Genomic DNA, 14,693 nt, shown 5'->3' on the forward strand with positions numbered 1-14,693 from the left:
TCAATCGATTACGAAATTAGGTTGAACCTGGAACTTAGCCGTTCCTTTGGTCGGTGCCGAAAAGGTTGCGGTTGTCTGCTGGGTGTCAAAATCCAGCTTCGCACCTTCCCTCATGATCCCCACAAGCCGCACGTATCGGCTGCGGTCTTCGATGGGGCATCGGGCATCCAGAGGAACTTCGCGAATAAAATCCTCCATCTCGCCGTTCTTGGATGGCGTCATTCCACTCCAGTAACGACCGTCAGCCTTGTTCAAAAAGCCAGAATCTATGCAGTCCGCTCTAAGCGCATATTGATCCGGGAGCGAGTCGCTCTTTGGTGAACGAGTAAGGAGTATCTCTATACGCGTATTCGGCGTGTCCACACCATCTATCGAAATCAAACGACCGTCGAAGACAAAGACGTTATCAGACTCTGCCTTCTTATCGGATGCTGGAGAACAAGCCGAAATTCCAACCAGAATAACAGCCGCAGGAATAGCCTTCACCCCACGCTCCCCTCAAGGCTGATCGCCACCAGCTTCTGGGCCTCGACGGCGAACTCCATCGGCAGTTCCTGCAGGACGTCGCGGACGAAGCCGTTTACCAGCAGGGCCACGGCCTCCTCTTCCGACAGACCGCGCTGCTGGGCGTAGAAGAGCTGATCCTCGGACAGGCGGGTCGTGGTCGCCTCGTGCTCCAACTGGGCCGAGCCGTTGCAGACCTCAATGTAGGGGATGGTATGGGCGCCGCACTCCTTGCCGATCAACAGGCTGTCACACTGGGTGAAGTTGCGCACGCCGGTCGCCTTGGGGTGGATCGACACCAGGCCGCGATAGGTCGAGTCCGACTTACCCGCCGAGACCGTCTTGGCGATGATGCGGCTGCGGCTGTTCTTGCCCAGGTGCATCATCTTGGTGCCGGTGTCGGCCTGCTGATGGCCGTTGGTGATGGCGATAGAATAGAATTCGCCCGAGCTTTCCTCGCCCTTCAGGATGCAGGACGGGTATTTCCAGGTGATGGCCGAGCCCGTTTCCACCTGCGTCCAACTGACCTTGGAGCGGTCGCCGCGGCAGTCGGCGCGCTTGGTGACGAAGTTGTAGATGCCGCCCTTGCCCTCGGCGTCGCCGGGGTACCAGTTCTGGACGGTCGAGTATTTCACCTCGGCGTCGTCCAGCGCGATGATCTCCACGACCGCCGCGTGCAGCTGGTTCTCGTCGCGCATTGGCGCGGTGCAGCCCTCCAGATAGGAGACGTAGGCCCCCTTGTCGGCGATGATCAGGGTGCGCTCGAACTGGCCGGTCTGGCTGGCGTTGATGCGGAAATAGGTCGACAGCTCCATCGGGCAGCGCACGCCCGGCGGGATGTAGACGAAGCTGCCGTCAGAAAAGACCGCGCTGTTCAGGGCCGCGAAATAGTTGTCGCTGACCGGGACGACGGTGCCGAGGTACTGACGCACCAGATCAGGATATTCCCGCAAGGCTTCGGAAATAGGCATGAAAATCACGCCCGCCTTCGCCAGCTCCTCCTTGAAGGTGGTGACGACCGAGACGCTGTCGAACACGGCGTCGACCGCCACCTTGGGCGCGCCCTGGACGCCGGCAAGAACCTCCTGCTCCTTCAGCGGAATGCCCAGCTTGGCGTAGACCTCCAGCAGTTCGGGATCGACCTCATCCAGCGACTTCGGCCCCTCCTTCTTCACCGGCGCGGCATAGTAGTAGAGATCCTGATAGTCGACGGGATCGTATTTCACCGCCGCCCAGGTCGGCTCTTCCATCGCCTGCCAACGCTCATAAGCGGCCAGACGCCATTCCAGCATCCATTCCGGCTCACCCTTCTTGTCGGAGATGAAGCGGATGATGTCGGGGTTCAGGCCCTTGGGGGCGAACTCTTGCTCGACGTCAGTGGTGAAGCCGTACTTGTATCGCTCCAGCTCCGCGACCGTATCGATTGTTTCCTGAACGATAGCCATAAGTTACGCGATTTCCTTTACGCGCTCTTGCAAGCGCGCCTTGTGCTTTTCCCAGGCCGCGACCCAGGCATCGGCGAAGCGAGTCCAGTCGGCCTCGGTCGTGCCCCAGCCGCCGGAGACGCGCACGCCCCCGGTCGCCAGATGGTGCAGGCCCATGGCGCTGATCGCCTTGGACGGCTTGACCTTGCCGGACGAACAAGCCGAACCGGCCGAAACCATGACGCCGACCAGATCGAGGGTGATCAGTTGCTGCGGGCTGTCCCAGCCTTCGACCGCCATGAACAGGGTGTTGGGCAGACGCGGAACCGCACCGCCGATGATGGTCGCACCCGCGGCCTTGACCTTCGCCTCGGCCGCGTCGCGCCAGACGACATGAGCCCCGGCGGCGTCCAGATCACGGGCCGCGCAGTCGGCGGCAACGCCGAACCCGGTGATGCCCGGAACGTTCTCGGTCCCAGCGCGCAGGCCGCGCTCCTGACCGGCGCCGTGCAGAATGCGAACGGCGGACACGCCGTCCTTGAGCACCAGGGCGCCCACGCCTTGAGGCCCGCCCAACTTGTGCGCCGAGAGGGTCAGGCTGTCGGCGCCGAGCGCCCGCATCATCACCGGAATCTTGCCCGCTGACTGTATAGCGTCGACGTGCAGCCAGCCGCCCGCTGCACGGACCAATTTCGCCGCCTCGGCGATCGGCTGGATCACGCCGCTTTCATTGTTGGCGTGATGAATGGCGACGACCGCGCGGCCCGGACGCGCCAGCGCCTCGGCCAACCAGCTCAGATCGACCACGCCGTCCGCATCCACCGGCAGCACCTCGACCGGAACGCCGCTGACGGCGGCCGCCTCGGCCACGCAAGGATGCTCGGTCGCGCCGACGATCAGCCGCTCGCAACCGGCGGCCAGGGCGCTGTGTATGGCCTGGGCGTTAGACTCGGTCCCGCCGGATGAGAAGATGATCCCCGTCGGATCGGCCTCGACCAGATCGGCCACCTGAGCGCGAGCGGTCTCGACTCGCGCACGGGCGCGGCGCCCGGCGGCGTGCACGGCCGACGGATTGCCGTTGTCGGCCAAGGCCTTGGCCATGATCTCCTGAACTTCAGGACGGACCAGGCCCGACGCGTTGTAGTCCAGATAGACGCTCATGCTGCGGCCTCCATGGACGCCGCATCCTTCTGGCCCATGCGCGCCCGGTTGGTGCGTTTTTCAACCACATCGGCCAGGCTGACCCCGGCGAGATAGCGATGAATCTCGGCGCCTAGATCTTCCCAAAGGTCGTGGGTGATGCAGCGCGCGCCGCCGGTCATGCAGCCGCGCGGCGTGCCATGGGCGGCGCAGCGGGTGGCGCGGATCGGTTCATCGACGGCCAGGACGATATCCGCCACGACCGTCTCTTCCGGCCCCTTGGCCAGACGATAGCCGCCGCCCGGCCCGCGAACGCTCTTCACCAGCCCGCCCTTGCGCAGCCGCGCGAAGAGCTGTTCCAGATAGCTGAGCGAGATTTCCTGACGGGTGGCGATTTCGGCCAGGGACACGGCCCGGCCCGAGCCGTTTTTCGCCAGATCGGCCATCGCCATCACGGCGTAACGTCCCTTTGTCGACAGGCGCATCCCTATAACCTCAAAATTCTAACGCTTTTCGGGGCGGCCATGCTAAGACCCCCGGCCTCGCTGGCGAGTGCGTCACGCACCGGGGACTTAGAAAGTCCTACCTCCTCGGTCAAGTATTATCCGTCCGGCGAAACCTCTATTGATTGTAGGGACCGCGATCCATGCCTGAAGTCATTCTGCCCGGCGCCTCTGGCCGCATCGAAGGCCGTTATTCGCCCGGCAAGCGGCCTGATGCGCCGATCGCCCTGATCCTGCACCCGCACCCCAAGGCGGGCGGGCATATGAACAACCCGGTCGCCCTGACGATGCACCAGTTGTTCGTTCAGCGCGGGTTCGCCACCCTCCGCTACAACTCGCGCGGCGTGGGCAAGTCCCAGGGCGAGTTCGACAGCGGCATCGGCGAACTGGCCGATGCGGCCACGGCGCTGGACTGGCTGCAGGCCAACAACCCCGCCGCCACCCAGACCTGGGTCGCGGGCTATCAGTTCGGCGCCTACATAGGCATGCAGTTGCTGATGCGCCGTCCCGAGACCGACGGCTTCATCTCGGTGTCGCCGCCCTCGAACATCTACGACTTCAGCTTCCTGGCCCCCTGCCCGGCCTCGGGCCTGTTCCTGCATGGCACGGCTGACACGGTGGTGCCCCCGGCCGAGGTTGAGCGCGTGGTCAACAAGCTGCGCACCCAGAAGGGCATCGTCATCGACTATGAGCTGGAAGAAGGCGCGACCCACTTCTGGCAGGACCATATCGGGGCCGTCGAGCGCCGCGTCGGCGCCTATCTGGACAAGCGCCTGGCCGAAAAGCCGGCCTGACGTCCCGAAGATCAGCGCGGAGGTCCGGCCTCCGCGCGGGTCCGCCACAGGGACCAGACCACTCCCGTCGCCAGGATCGCCGCCGTCACCGATAGTGAGACGGCGGGCGGCACCTTCTCGATCCCCAGCAACGGCGCGGCGAACACCTTGCCGCCGATGAAAACCAGCAGAACGGCCAACGCCTGTTTCAGATAGGCGAAGCGGTGAATCACCGCCGCCAGGGCGAAATAGAGCGCCCTCAGCCCCAGTATGGCGAAGATGTTGGACGTGTAGACGACATAGGCGTCCGTCGTGATGGCGAAGACCGCCGGCACGGAGTCCACGGCGAAGATCACGTCAGCGATCTCGATCGTCACCAGGGCCAGAAACAGCGGCGTGGCGTGCAGCTTCACCTCGCCGGAGCGGCGGCTTTGCGTGCGGACAAAGAAGGCATGCCCGTGCAGGTCGTTCGTCACCCGCATCCGTCGTCGGAACCACTTCAGCAGGGCGTTGTCGGCGATGTCCGTTTCCTCGCCGCGCGCAAGGAACATCTTCACGCCCGTGAGCATCAGAAACCCGGCAAACAGATAAAGCACCCAGTGATAGCGGGCGACCAGCACCGCCCCCCGCCGATCATGATCGCCCTCAGAATGATGACGCCCAGCACCCCCCAGAACAGAACCCGGTGCTGATAGAGGCGCGGCACGGAAAAGGCGCTGAAGATCAAGGCGATGACGAAGACATTGTCCATCGCCAGACTTTTTTCGACAGCGTAGGCGGTCAGGTATTCGACGGCGCTGTCAGCCCCCTGCGATGACCACAGCCACGCGCCGAAGACCAAAGCCACGGCGATGTAGAAGGCGGACAGCGCCAGGCTTTCACGAACCCCGATCTCATGATCTCGCCGATTGAACAGCCCTAAATCCAGCGCCAACAAGGCGATGACGACCGTCAGAAAACCCGCCCACATCCAGACGGGCTTGCCCAACCACTCCAATAGCAACAGTTCCATCGACGCCTTCGCGAGCCGTTTCCAACGACGCGGCCGACATCGCGATGAAGGGTCGCCAGAGGGGCCCGGTCCGCTATGACCTCAACGCGTGGCGACGGCAGGCGTTGCTCAGTTTTCGCGGCAAGTCGGCCAGGAGGCAAAACGCGCTTCGTACTGGGCCAGCGTATGCGGAAACCCTGCTTCAGCACGGCGATGGTCGGCGTTCGCGGGATCCTCAAGGTTGTCGTAGTCGATGACCCAACGCCCCTTCTTGCAGGTCACTTGCGTTCCATAACGTTGCGGACGCCCCTCGTTCACAGCCAGCCGATCGTACATCAGACCGAACTGCGCCCCATCAACCTCGCCCGTCGCCACGAGAGGCTCGAGCACCGGCACGAAACGTCGCCACTGCTCAAGGTTTGAATGCTGGATGATGAGAAAGGCCGTCTGCGACGGCCCCTCGCCATAGCGGCTTTTGAGGAACCAGCCCTCCGGCGGCAGCATGGCGAGCAAGGCGTTCAGATTGGCCTCGTCCACGTCCTCCTGAGCCTGCCACATCGCCATGTTGGCGGCCTGCTCCTGATCCGGGGGAAGAGTGCTCAGATCGACTTTCTGCATCGCCTGTCGCCCCATCTGATCCAGGCGATACATCCGGAGAAAACGTTCCTCGTGATCCTGAGGAGGCGGCGCTTGCGCTTGTCGTCGCTGTTCCTCGGTGATTGTTTCAAGCACGGGAGCGATCAGGGCGCGCGCCTCGGCGCTCAGTTCACTGGAAGGCGCGGAGACCTCTGCCTGACCCAACAGAAACAGTGTGGCGATCCATGCAATCATGTGTCCCTCCCTGATGAAGAACTTGGACCGCAGATTAAGACGGAATTACGTCGTTCTCTAGTGCTCGCCTTCCGCCGCCGCCAAGGCCGCCGGGCGGTGGGCGCGAACGCACCAGACGACGCTGACGATCATCAGGATCATGGCGACGACCTCGATCACCGTCGGGCCGCGCTGCTCCCAGATGAAGCCATAGATGAAGGCGAACAGCGTCTCGGACACGATCATCTGGCCCAGCATTGTGAGGGGCAGAAGGCGGCTGGCCTGGTTCCAGAAAGCGTTGCCGATGACCGAGGCGAAGATGGCCACCCCCGCGCTGACGCCGATCAGGCGCAGCCAGGCGTCATCCGTCATGCCGTCCAGCATGAACAGCGACGGGATGACCAGCAGCAGCGCCAGCCCTCCCGTGACCACCCCGGTCAGCAGCGACCACTCATGCGGGGTGATGTCCGGCAAGCGTCCCATCCAACGACTGTTGCCTACGGCGAAGGCGGTCCAGGACAGCAAGGCCGCCACGGCGCAACCCAGGCCGATCAAGGCGGCCGTTCCGCTTTGCGCCGCCGCGCCGCCGCCCTGGCTGAGCGATTCCCAGCCGATCAGGCCGACGGCCAGCGCCGCCACGGCGATGGGCGGCGCCACACGCGACAACGGCGGCGACTCCTTGTCCCGCAGCCCCCACAAGGCCACCACCACGGGCACCATGCCGACGATCAGAGCCGAGGCCGCGACGCCCGCGTAGTGCACCCCGACCACCAGGAAGGCGAAGTAGATCAGGTTGCCCGCCAGACTCAGCCACACCAGGGCACCCCACGCCTTGCGCGTCAGGGCCGCCGTCACTCGCCGCCAACGCGGCGCGATCAGCAGGACCGCGATCAGACCGTAGGCCAGGTAACGCCCCGCCGTCAGCAGCAGGGGCGAGGCCTCGGGCACGACCTTGGGCGCCAGGAAGACCAGCCCCCACAGAGCGCCCGCCGCCAGACCGCTGGCGACGCCCCAGAAACGAGACGAGGCCGCCACTATTCCGCTCCCGGCTCGACGATCCGGCCGCCAGTCATCGGCGCCGGAACGCCTGTCGTGCCGGGGAAGCTGATCGGCAGGCCCAGACGGCAGCGCGCCGCCAGAAAGGCGAAGGCCTCGGCCTCAATGGAGTCGCCGCGCCAGCCCTTGTCCTCGGCCGTCGAGACGGGGACGCCCACGCGATCACGAATGGCGGCCAGCAACACCGGGTTATGGCGACCGCCGCCGCAGACGACGATCTCCTTGGGCTGCTCCGAACAACGGGCGACGCCCAACGCCACGGCCTGCGCCGCGAAGGCTGTCAGGGTCGCGGCAGCGTCCTCAAGCGACAAGCTTGCAACCGGATCCAGCGAGAAGTCGAAACGATCCAGCGACTTCGGCCCGGTCGCCGCGAAATAGGGATGGGCCAGATAGGCGTCCAGCACGGCCTGATCGACCGTCCCGGCCGCCGCCAGACGGCCACCCTCGTCCATCCGCTTCTTCATGCGGGACTGAACCAGCAGATCGACCATGCCGTTGGCCGGGCCGGTGTCGAAGGCCTCCAGCCCGCCGTCTGCGCGGATCAGGGTGATATTGCCCACGCCGCCCAGGTTCAGCACGGCGACCGGCCCTGACAGGCCCGCCTTGCGGACCAGCGCCGCGTGATAGACGGGCGCCAGCGGCGCGCCCTGCCCACCCGCCGCCACATCGGCGCTGCGGAAGTCAAAGGCCGTTGGCACGCCCAGCCCCTCGGCCACGCTGATCGCGTCGATCAACTGGACCGTGCGGCCGGGCCGCTCGGGCGTCGGCGCCTCATGTAGCACGGTCTGGCCGTGGACGCCGACCAGATCCAGCGCGCCGGACTTTATCCCGTTCACCGCCATGAAGCCGAGCGCGGCGGCCAGATGCGCGTCGGCCACCGCCATGCGCGCGTCCTCGAAGCTGTCCGGTTCCTCTTCGTCGCGTTCCCAGTCGAAGGCGTCGTCGATGGCGTCCTCGATGATGGCGCGGGTCTCGCCGTCCAGCTTCATCTCTCCGGCAGGACCGAAGGACAGGATGTGGTGGCCGTCCGTCTCGATCACCGCCATGTCCACGGCGTCCAGCGAGGTGCCGGTCATAAAGCCGAGCACGCGTAGAGTCTTTTTCGGAGAGGTCGTCATGGCGGCTTGACTGCCACGTCGTGCGCGACGTAGCTAGCGCCCATGATCGCGCAACCGGCCCTTTTCGCCGCCTATTACTACGGCCTCTACTAGAGAGCGGCCGCGATCCTTGCCGCCCTTCCCTCGGCGGCACTATTCCTCGGAAGACGGCCGCCGGTTCTGATGCTACGGACCCGACCATGACCGAGCCCACGATCCAAACCGTTTCCGAAACCGCCTTCAAGTCGGACTTCCTGCGCCTGATGAAGGCGCGCGGCTATATCCACCAGATCACCCATCCGGTTGAACTGGACGAGGCGGCGGCGTCCGGCGTGGTCACGGGCTATATCGGCTTTGACGCGACGGCGCCGTCGCTGCACGTCGGCCACCTGATCCAGATCATGCTGCTGCGCCGTCTGCAGCAGGCCGGGCACAAGCCGATCGTTTTGATGGGCGGCGGCACGACCAAGGTCGGCGACCCGTCGTTCAAAGACACCCAGCGTCCGCTGTTGACCGAGGAAAAGATCGCCGAGAACATCGCCGGCATCAAAGGCGTGTTCGAGAAATTCCTGACCTTCGGCGATGGGCCGACCGACGCCATCATGCTGGATAACGACGAGTGGCTGTCGCAGCTCGGTTATCTGCAGTTCCTGCGCGACTACGGCACCCACTTCACCATCAACCGGATGCTGAGCTTCGACTCGGTCAAGCTGCGCCTGGATCGCGAGCAGCCGCTGACCTTCCTCGAGTTCAACTACATGCTGATGCAAGCGACCGACTTCCTGGAGCTGAACCGCCGCTATGGCTGTTCGCTGCAGATGGGCGGCTCGGACCAGTGGGGCAACATCATCAACGGCGTCGAACTGACCCGCAAGGTGGACCACAAGGCCGCCTTCGGCCTGACCACGCCGCTCCTGTCCACCGCTTCTGGCCAGAAGATGGGCAAGACGGTCGGCGGCGCCGTGTGGCTGAACGCCGACGCCCTGTCGCCTTTCGACTACTGGCAATACTGGCGCAACACTGAGGACGGCGACGTGGGCCGCTTCATGCGCCTGTTCACCGACCTGCCGCTGGACCAGATCGAGCGTTATGAGGCGCTGGAAGGCGCCGAGATCAACGACGCCAAGAAGGCGCTGGCCGACGCCACCACCTCCATGCTGCATGGCGTCGAGGCCGCCCAGGCCGCCCGCGCCGCCGCCGAGGCCGCCTTCGAGAAAGGCCAGCTGTCGGCCGACCTGCCGACGGTCGAACTGCCGCGCGACGAGGTGATCGGCGCCATGATCGCCGCCGTTACGACCAAGGCGGGCCTCAGCGGCTCCAACGGCGAAGCGCGCCGTCTGGCCCAGGGCGGCGGCCTTCGCCTGAACGACGAGGTCGTCAACGACGGCGCCCGCCTGATCGAAGAGGCCGACCTGAACGCCGACGGCGTGCTGAAACTCGGCGCCGGCAAGAAGAAGCTGGTGCTGGTGCGGCCGGTTTTAGGGAGAGCGCTGTGACCGACATCACCGAAAACACCCCCGCCCCCGCTTTCGACCTGGCGACAGACGGCGGCGGGCGCGTGTCGCTGGTCGGGCTGAAGAGCAAGAACGTCGTCCTTTACTTCTACCCCAAGGCCGACACGCCGGGCTGCACGACCGAGGGGCAGGACTTCTCGGCCCTGATCGATCGCTTCGCGGCGGCCGACGCCGTGGTGATCGGCGTGTCGCGCGACACGGTGAAGAAGCTGGACCGCTTCAAGGCCAAGCATGACCTCAAAGTGGTGCTCGGCTCAGACGAAGACGGGGTGGTCACCGAAGCCTGGGGCGTCTGGGTGCAGAAGAAGCTCTACGGCCGCGAATACATGGGCGTCGAACGCGCCACCTTCCTGATCGACAGCCAGGGCGCAGTCCGCCGCGCCTGGCGGAACGTGAAGGTGAAGGGTCATGCCGAAGAGGTTTTGGCCGCCGTCGAAGCGCTGTGATCGGCGAGCAGGGTTCGAAAGGCCCCGCTTGACCTCTCCGTCTCAGCCCCCCCTAAGTATCGGCAGGGATTGTATCCTCAGGGGCTGACATTGACCAAACGCCGGTCATCCCGGCGTGACGCGGAGAGTATAGATGTTCAACAAGAACAAACCCCTCGATAACAGTACCTCGAGCGGACTGGGCATTCCGACGCCGCCCGAACCGGCCAAGCCGACCCCCGCCGCCGCCCCGATCTCCGCCGCCCCTGCCCGTGCGCCCGAGCCGGCGCGCCCCGCCGCGCGCTCGTCCAGCCTGTCGACGCTGTCGGCCGGCGTGAAGTACGAAGGCAACATCTCTGGAGCGGGCGAGCTTCAGGTCGACGGCTCGCTGAAGGGCGATATCCGCGTCGTGCGCGTAGTGATCGGCGAAGGCGGCGCGGTCGAAGGCACGGTCCACGCCGACATCCTTGAGGTGCGCGGCCGCGTCTCAGGCGCCATCGTCGCCAAGCAGGTCAAGCTGTTCGCCACCTCGCGCGTCGAGGGCGACATCACTCAGGAACAACTGTCGATCGAGCAAGGCGCCTGGTTCCAGGGCCGCTGCACCCAGGCTAAGCGCGACACGCCCGGCGCCAACATGCTGGAATCCCCTACCCCGGCCGAAAAGCCCGCCCCCGCAAAGACGGACGCCAAGGTCGAGGCCAAGCCCGCCGCCTGATCGGCGCCGGCAGCCATAACGAGAAAGGGCGGCCCGCGAAGGCCGCCCTTTTTTATGAGTCGATCCGGTGGGCCGTTCAGCCCTCGCGGGTCTCGCCCACGCGGGCCGCGAGCGCAGCCCCCATGAACGGATCCAGGTCGCCGTCCAGAACGCCCTGGGTGTCCGAGGTCTCTACCTCCGTCCGCAAGTCCTTCACCATCTGATATGGTTGCAGGACGTAGGAGCGGATCTGGTGCCCCCAGCCGATATCGGTCTTGGCGTCGGCCAAAGCCTGAGCCGCAGCTTCACGCTTCTGAAGCTCGAGCTCGTACAGACGCGCGCGCAGCATCTTCCAGGCCTGTTCGCGGTTCTGGTGTTGCGAACGTCCCGCCTGACAGGCGACCACGGTGTTGGTGGGAACGTGAGTCAGACGCACCGCCGAGTCGGTCTTGTTGATGTGCTGACCGCCGGCGCCCGAAGCGCGATAGGTGTCGGTGCGCACATCGGCCGGATTGATGTCGATCTCGATCGTATCGTCCACGACCGGCGACACCCCGATGGAGGCGAAGCTGGTGTGGCGCTTGGCCGCCGCATCATAAGGGCTGATGCGGACCAGGCGGTGAACGCCCGATTCTGACTTCAGCCAGCCATAGGCGTTCGGCCCGGCGATCTGCAGGGTCGCGGACTTGATGCCCGCCTGTTCACCCTGCTCTTCGGCCTCGATCGTGACCTCATAACCGTGGGCGCGGGCCCAGCGGCTGTACATCCGCATCAGCATCCCGGCCCAGTCGTTGGACTCAGTGCCCCCGGCGCCGGAGTTGATTTCCAGATAGGCGTCGTTGCCGTCGGCCTCGCCGGACAGCAGGGCTTCAAGTTCAGCGCGGGCGGCGCGTTCCTTGATGGCCTTCAACTGCTCGCGCGCGTCCTCGAGGGTGGCTTCGTCGCCCTCCTCGTCGGCCATGTCGGCCAGCATGATCCCGTCTTCGAGACCCTGCTCCATTTCCTTGACGGCGCTGACCTGGGCTTCCAGGCGCGAGCGTTCGCGGCTGACGGCCTGGGCCTGCTCGGGATTGTCCCACAGCGTCGGATCCTCGACCCGCGCGTTCAGCTCATCGAGCTTTCTTAGAGCGACATCCCAGTCAAAGTCGCCTCCTGAGCAGAGCGACGCTCTGCTCGATGTCGGCCTTCATGGCCTCGACATCCGGTCTCATCGCAATCTCCGCGACATAGGGTGAAACGGCGCGCCTGGTGACAGGCGCGCCGGGTGGTGGGCTTACCTAGAGCGTCAGTAGAGGTCGCTCAAGTCCTCAGCAGGCTGCTTCTTGGGCGGCGGCGGCGCGACCGGCGGCGGCGCGACCGGCGCCGGGGCCTGCGACTTGGCTTCCTGCTCGCGACGAATGACGTCGTAGTAGTTCTGCGGTCCTTCCGGCGCAGCCGGACGCGGCGCCTCTTCACGCAACTGGCGCTCGGTGCCGGGCCGGAAGGCTTCCTCAATGCCGTTCACGGTGCGGAAGATGGCGTTCTTGGGCTTCACGAACGGACGCGCCGGGCGTTCCTTCAAGGCGTCTTCCATGAAGTCGATGAAGATCGGCACAGCGGTCGAAGCCCCCGCCTCGCCCCCGCCCAGAGAGCGGTTGTCGTCGAAGCCCACGAAGACGCCGACGACGATGTCGGCCGAAAAGCCGACGAACCAGGCCGAACGATATTCATTGGTCGTGCCCGTCTTGCCCCCGACCCAGCGGCCCAGGCTTCGGGCGCGGGCGCCCGTGCCGCGCTGGATCACGCCCTCCAGCATGGAGCTCATCTGATAGGCGGTGATCGGGTCGATCACCTGGGTTCCGCGGTCTTGGAGGCGCGGCGATTCCTGACCGCTGAAACCACGGCTGCAGTCGCGGCACTGGCGACGGTCGGCGCGATGGATAGTCTGACCGTTCCGATCCTGAGCCAGTTCGATCAGATAGGGATCGACACGGCGCCCGCCGTTGACGAAGGCGGCGTAGGCGGCCGTGATGCGATACGGCGTCGTTTCACCAGCGCCCAGCGACATGGCCAGGTTCGGCGACATGTCGTCCACCACGCCCATCTTCTTGGACAGGTCGACGACATTCTTCATGCCGACCGCCTGGGCCAGACGCACGGTCATGACGTTGCGCGACAATTCCAGGCCGCGACGCAGGCTTTGCGGGCCGTAGAACTGGCGGCTGTAGTTCTGAGGCGTCCAGGCGCGACCGCCGGGGCCGCCGGGGAAGCTGATCGGCGCATCCAGAACGATCGAGGCCGGGGTGAAGTCGCCTTCCAGCGCCGCCGCATAGACGAAGGGCTTGTAGGCCGAACCGGGCTGGCGGCGGGCCTGGGTCGCGCGATTGAAGCTGGACAGGGCGTAGGAATAGCCGCCGACCATCGCCAGGACGCGGCCCGATTGCGGCTCGATGGCGACCAGGGCGCCGTTGACGGCCGGCACCTGCTTCAGGGCGAACTGGCCGCCCTGGCGCTCGACGAAGATCAGATCGCCGCGCTTCAGCGGGCGACGCCCGGCGTTGGACCAGGTCACGTCGGCCGCGCGCAGCGTGCCCGTCTGATCGTCCTTGGCCGTGCGGACCCGGACGGTGCTTCCGCTGACGTTTTCGACTGCGGCCGCCTGCCACGAACGGCGCTCAGGCGGAGTCGTGCGCTTCTGGGCCTCGGCTTGCCAACCTTCGGCGAAATCGGTCGTGCCCCAGGCGCCGCGCCAGCCGTGACGACGGTCGTAGTCCTCAAGCCCGCGCATCAGGGCGTCGCGCGCCGCCGATTGCAGCTGCGGATCCAGGGTGGTGCGCAGGTAATAGCCGCCGCGGTTGACCTCTTCCTGACCGAACAGGGCGATGGCGCGACGGCGCGCTTCTTCGACGAAGAAGTCTGCGTCGGCGTATTCCGCGCGGCGCGGCGCCGAACGGGTGTTCAGCGGGCGGGCAAGGGCCGTCTTCAACTGTTCGTCCGACAGCCACTTGTTGTCGGCCATTTCGCCCAGCACCCAGTTCCGGCGTCCCAGCGCGGCCTCGGGGTAGCGTTTGGGATGATAGTTGGTCGGCCCCTTGGGCAGGGCCGCCAGGAAGGCCGCCTCGTCCGGCGTCAGCTGATCCAGCGACTTGCCGAAATAGTTGTAGGCCGCCGAGGCCACGCCATAGGAGCGATAGCCCAGGTAGATCTCGTTCAGATACAGCTCGAGGATCTGCTCCTTGCTCAGCGTCGCTTCAAGACGGCTTGAGAGGACGGCTTCCTTGAGCTTGCGGTTCAGACTGGTCTCGCTGGTCAGCAGGACGTTCTTGGCCACCTGCTGGGTGATGGTCGAGCCGCCTTCCAGGCGACGACCGGACAGCACGTTGAAGACGTTCTTGAACATGGCCCGGCCAATGCCCGACACATCGATGCCGCCGTGGCTGAAGAAGTTCTGGTCCTCGGCCGCCAGGAAGGCGTGAACGACCGTCTGCGGCACCTGGTCATAGGTGACGTAAATACGGCGCTGGTCCGAGAACTCGCCGATCAGAGTGCCGTCCTCGGCATAGACGCGCGTCGCCGTCGCCGGACGATAGTCCGCCAGCTCGGAGGCGTCCGGCATGTCGTGCAAGACCCAGGCGGCGTAGATCGCCACCACCACACCGGCCACGGCGATGGCGCCCAGCAGGGCCACGCCCGCCATGACGAACCAGCGTTCGGCTATCTTCACCACGAACTCCGCAAGACGCGCCCCATGATCCGTCGTTTATCGCGCGTCGCGCGGCGCGC

15 protein-coding genes are annotated in these 14,693 nt (G+C 65.5%); 4 read left to right on the top strand and 11 right to left on the bottom strand.

Annotated features, from left to right (window positions below):
- Genes B3D50_RS08875 through B3D50_RS08890 form a run of 4 tightly spaced genes read right to left on the bottom strand, consistent with a single transcriptional unit; the run spans position 1 to position 3,553 of the window.
- Entirely contained in the window at positions 1-486 is a 486-nt protein-coding gene (locus B3D50_RS08875) for a hypothetical protein (protein ID WP_286950824.1), read from the bottom strand.
- Positions 483-1,949, bottom strand: coding sequence for a Fe-S cluster assembly protein SufB (gene sufB, locus B3D50_RS08880; protein ID WP_286950825.1), 1,467 nt, complete (start codon positions 1,947-1,949; stop codon positions 483-485). The genes B3D50_RS08875 and sufB overlap by 4 nt, the downstream gene beginning before the upstream one ends.
- Positions 1,950-1,952: 3 nt before the next feature.
- Positions 1,953-3,089: a cysteine desulfurase family protein gene (locus B3D50_RS08885; protein ID WP_286950827.1), complete on the bottom strand. Its 1,137-nt coding sequence runs from the start codon at positions 3,087-3,089 to the stop codon at positions 1,953-1,955.
- The gene (locus B3D50_RS08890; RefSeq protein WP_269297405.1) at positions 3,086-3,553 is read right to left on the bottom strand and encodes an Rrf2 family transcriptional regulator; all 468 of its coding nucleotides are present in this window, start codon (positions 3,551-3,553) and stop codon (positions 3,086-3,088) included. Before B3D50_RS08890 ends, B3D50_RS08885 begins: the two co-directional genes overlap by 4 nt.
- A 161-nt stretch (positions 3,554-3,714) precedes the next feature.
- Between B3D50_RS08890 and B3D50_RS08895 the strand changes: the two genes are divergently transcribed.
- Entirely contained in the window at positions 3,715-4,365 is a 651-nt protein-coding gene (locus B3D50_RS08895) for an alpha/beta hydrolase (protein ID WP_003164840.1), read from the top strand.
- 11 nt (positions 4,366-4,376) lie between these two features.
- On the opposite strand, the gene B3D50_RS15780 is transcribed toward B3D50_RS08895, so the two are convergent.
- The 5 genes from B3D50_RS15780 to B3D50_RS08915 form a co-directional block, all read right to left on the bottom strand.
- Positions 4,377-4,913 (bottom strand): TerC family protein, encoded by a 537-nt coding sequence (locus tag B3D50_RS15780; RefSeq protein WP_409516082.1) that lies wholly within the window; start codon positions 4,911-4,913, stop codon positions 4,377-4,379.
- Positions 4,913-5,356 (bottom strand): TerC family protein, encoded by a 444-nt coding sequence (locus B3D50_RS15785; protein WP_409516079.1) that lies wholly within the window; start codon positions 5,354-5,356, stop codon positions 4,913-4,915. Before B3D50_RS15785 ends, B3D50_RS15780 begins: the two co-directional genes overlap by 1 nt.
- Positions 5,357-5,464: 108 nt before the next feature.
- Entirely contained in the window at positions 5,465-6,166 is a 702-nt protein-coding gene (locus B3D50_RS08905) for a DUF6624 domain-containing protein (protein WP_286950829.1), read from the bottom strand.
- A 57-nt stretch (positions 6,167-6,223) separates the two neighbouring features.
- Entirely contained in the window at positions 6,224-7,180 is a 957-nt protein-coding gene (locus tag B3D50_RS08910) for a DMT family transporter (RefSeq protein WP_286950830.1), read from the bottom strand.
- The gene (locus B3D50_RS08915) at positions 7,180-8,319 is read right to left on the bottom strand and encodes an anhydro-N-acetylmuramic acid kinase (RefSeq protein WP_286950831.1); all 1,140 of its coding nucleotides are present in this window, start codon (positions 8,317-8,319) and stop codon (positions 7,180-7,182) included. Before B3D50_RS08915 ends, B3D50_RS08910 begins: the two co-directional genes overlap by 1 nt.
- Positions 8,320-8,498: 179 nt before the next feature.
- Between B3D50_RS08915 and tyrS the strand changes: the two genes are divergently transcribed.
- From tyrS to B3D50_RS08930, 3 genes are all read left to right on the top strand, one after another.
- The gene (gene tyrS, locus B3D50_RS08920) at positions 8,499-9,794 is read left to right on the top strand and encodes a tyrosine--tRNA ligase (RefSeq protein WP_286950832.1); all 1,296 of its coding nucleotides are present in this window, start codon (positions 8,499-8,501) and stop codon (positions 9,792-9,794) included.
- A complete protein-coding gene (locus tag B3D50_RS08925) occupies positions 9,791-10,258 on the top strand; it encodes a peroxiredoxin (RefSeq protein WP_286950833.1) in 468 nt (155 codons plus the stop codon). The genes tyrS and B3D50_RS08925 overlap by 4 nt, the downstream gene beginning before the upstream one ends.
- Before the next feature lie 133 nt (positions 10,259-10,391).
- Positions 10,392-10,952, top strand: a complete 561-nt coding sequence (locus tag B3D50_RS08930) for a bactofilin family protein (protein ID WP_088411686.1) — start codon at positions 10,392-10,394, stop codon at positions 10,950-10,952.
- A 76-nt stretch (positions 10,953-11,028) separates the two neighbouring features.
- Here the strand turns inward: B3D50_RS08930 and prfB are convergent.
- Both prfB and B3D50_RS08940 read right to left on the bottom strand, forming a co-directional pair.
- A protein-coding gene (gene prfB, locus B3D50_RS08935; protein ID WP_112999793.1) for a peptide chain release factor 2 occupies positions 11,029-12,142 on the bottom strand; the annotation gives its coding sequence in 2 pieces (ribosomal slippage) (positions 11,029-12,072 and positions 12,074-12,142; 1,113 coding nt in all).
- Positions 12,143-12,216: 74 nt separating this feature from the next.
- The gene (locus tag B3D50_RS08940; RefSeq protein ID WP_286951132.1) at positions 12,217-14,607 is read right to left on the bottom strand and encodes a penicillin-binding protein 1A; all 2,391 of its coding nucleotides are present in this window, start codon (positions 14,605-14,607) and stop codon (positions 12,217-12,219) included.
- Positions 14,608-14,693: the final 86 nt, after the last annotated feature.

This window comes from Brevundimonas sp. UBA7507, from assembly GCF_002478355.1.
Classification (GTDB): Bacteria; Pseudomonadota; Alphaproteobacteria; order Caulobacterales; family Caulobacteraceae; genus Brevundimonas; species Brevundimonas diminuta_D.

Coding starts and splice junctions, on each gene's coding strand:
- B3D50_RS08915 (WP_286950831.1), bottom strand. CDS start 8,319: ATGACGACCTCTCCGAAAAAGACTCTACGCGTGCTCGGCTTTATGACC.
- B3D50_RS08890 (WP_269297405.1), bottom strand. CDS start 3,553: ATGCGCCTGTCGACAAAGGGACGTTACGCCGTGATGGCGATGGCCGAT.
- B3D50_RS08930 (WP_088411686.1), top strand. CDS start 10,392: ATGTTCAACAAGAACAAACCCCTCGATAACAGTACCTCGAGCGGACTG.
- B3D50_RS08895 (WP_003164840.1), top strand. CDS start 3,715: ATGCCTGAAGTCATTCTGCCCGGCGCCTCTGGCCGCATCGAAGGCCGT.
- B3D50_RS08885 (WP_286950827.1), bottom strand. CDS start 3,089: ATGAGCGTCTATCTGGACTACAACGCGTCGGGCCTGGTCCGTCCTGAA.
- tyrS (WP_286950832.1), top strand. CDS start 8,499: ATGACCGAGCCCACGATCCAAACCGTTTCCGAAACCGCCTTCAAGTCG.
- B3D50_RS15780 (WP_409516082.1), bottom strand. CDS start 4,913: ATGCTCACGGGCGTGAAGATGTTCCTTGCGCGCGGCGAGGAAACGGAC.
- sufB (WP_286950825.1), bottom strand. CDS start 1,949: ATGGCTATCGTTCAGGAAACAATCGATACGGTCGCGGAGCTGGAGCGA.
- B3D50_RS08905 (WP_286950829.1), bottom strand. CDS start 6,166: ATGATTGCATGGATCGCCACACTGTTTCTGTTGGGTCAGGCAGAGGTC.
- B3D50_RS08940 (WP_286951132.1), bottom strand. CDS start 14,607: ATGGCGGGCGTGGCCCTGCTGGGCGCCATCGCCGTGGCCGGTGTGGTG.
- B3D50_RS15785 (WP_409516079.1), bottom strand. CDS start 5,356: ATGGAACTGTTGCTATTGGAGTGGTTGGGCAAGCCCGTCTGGATGTGG.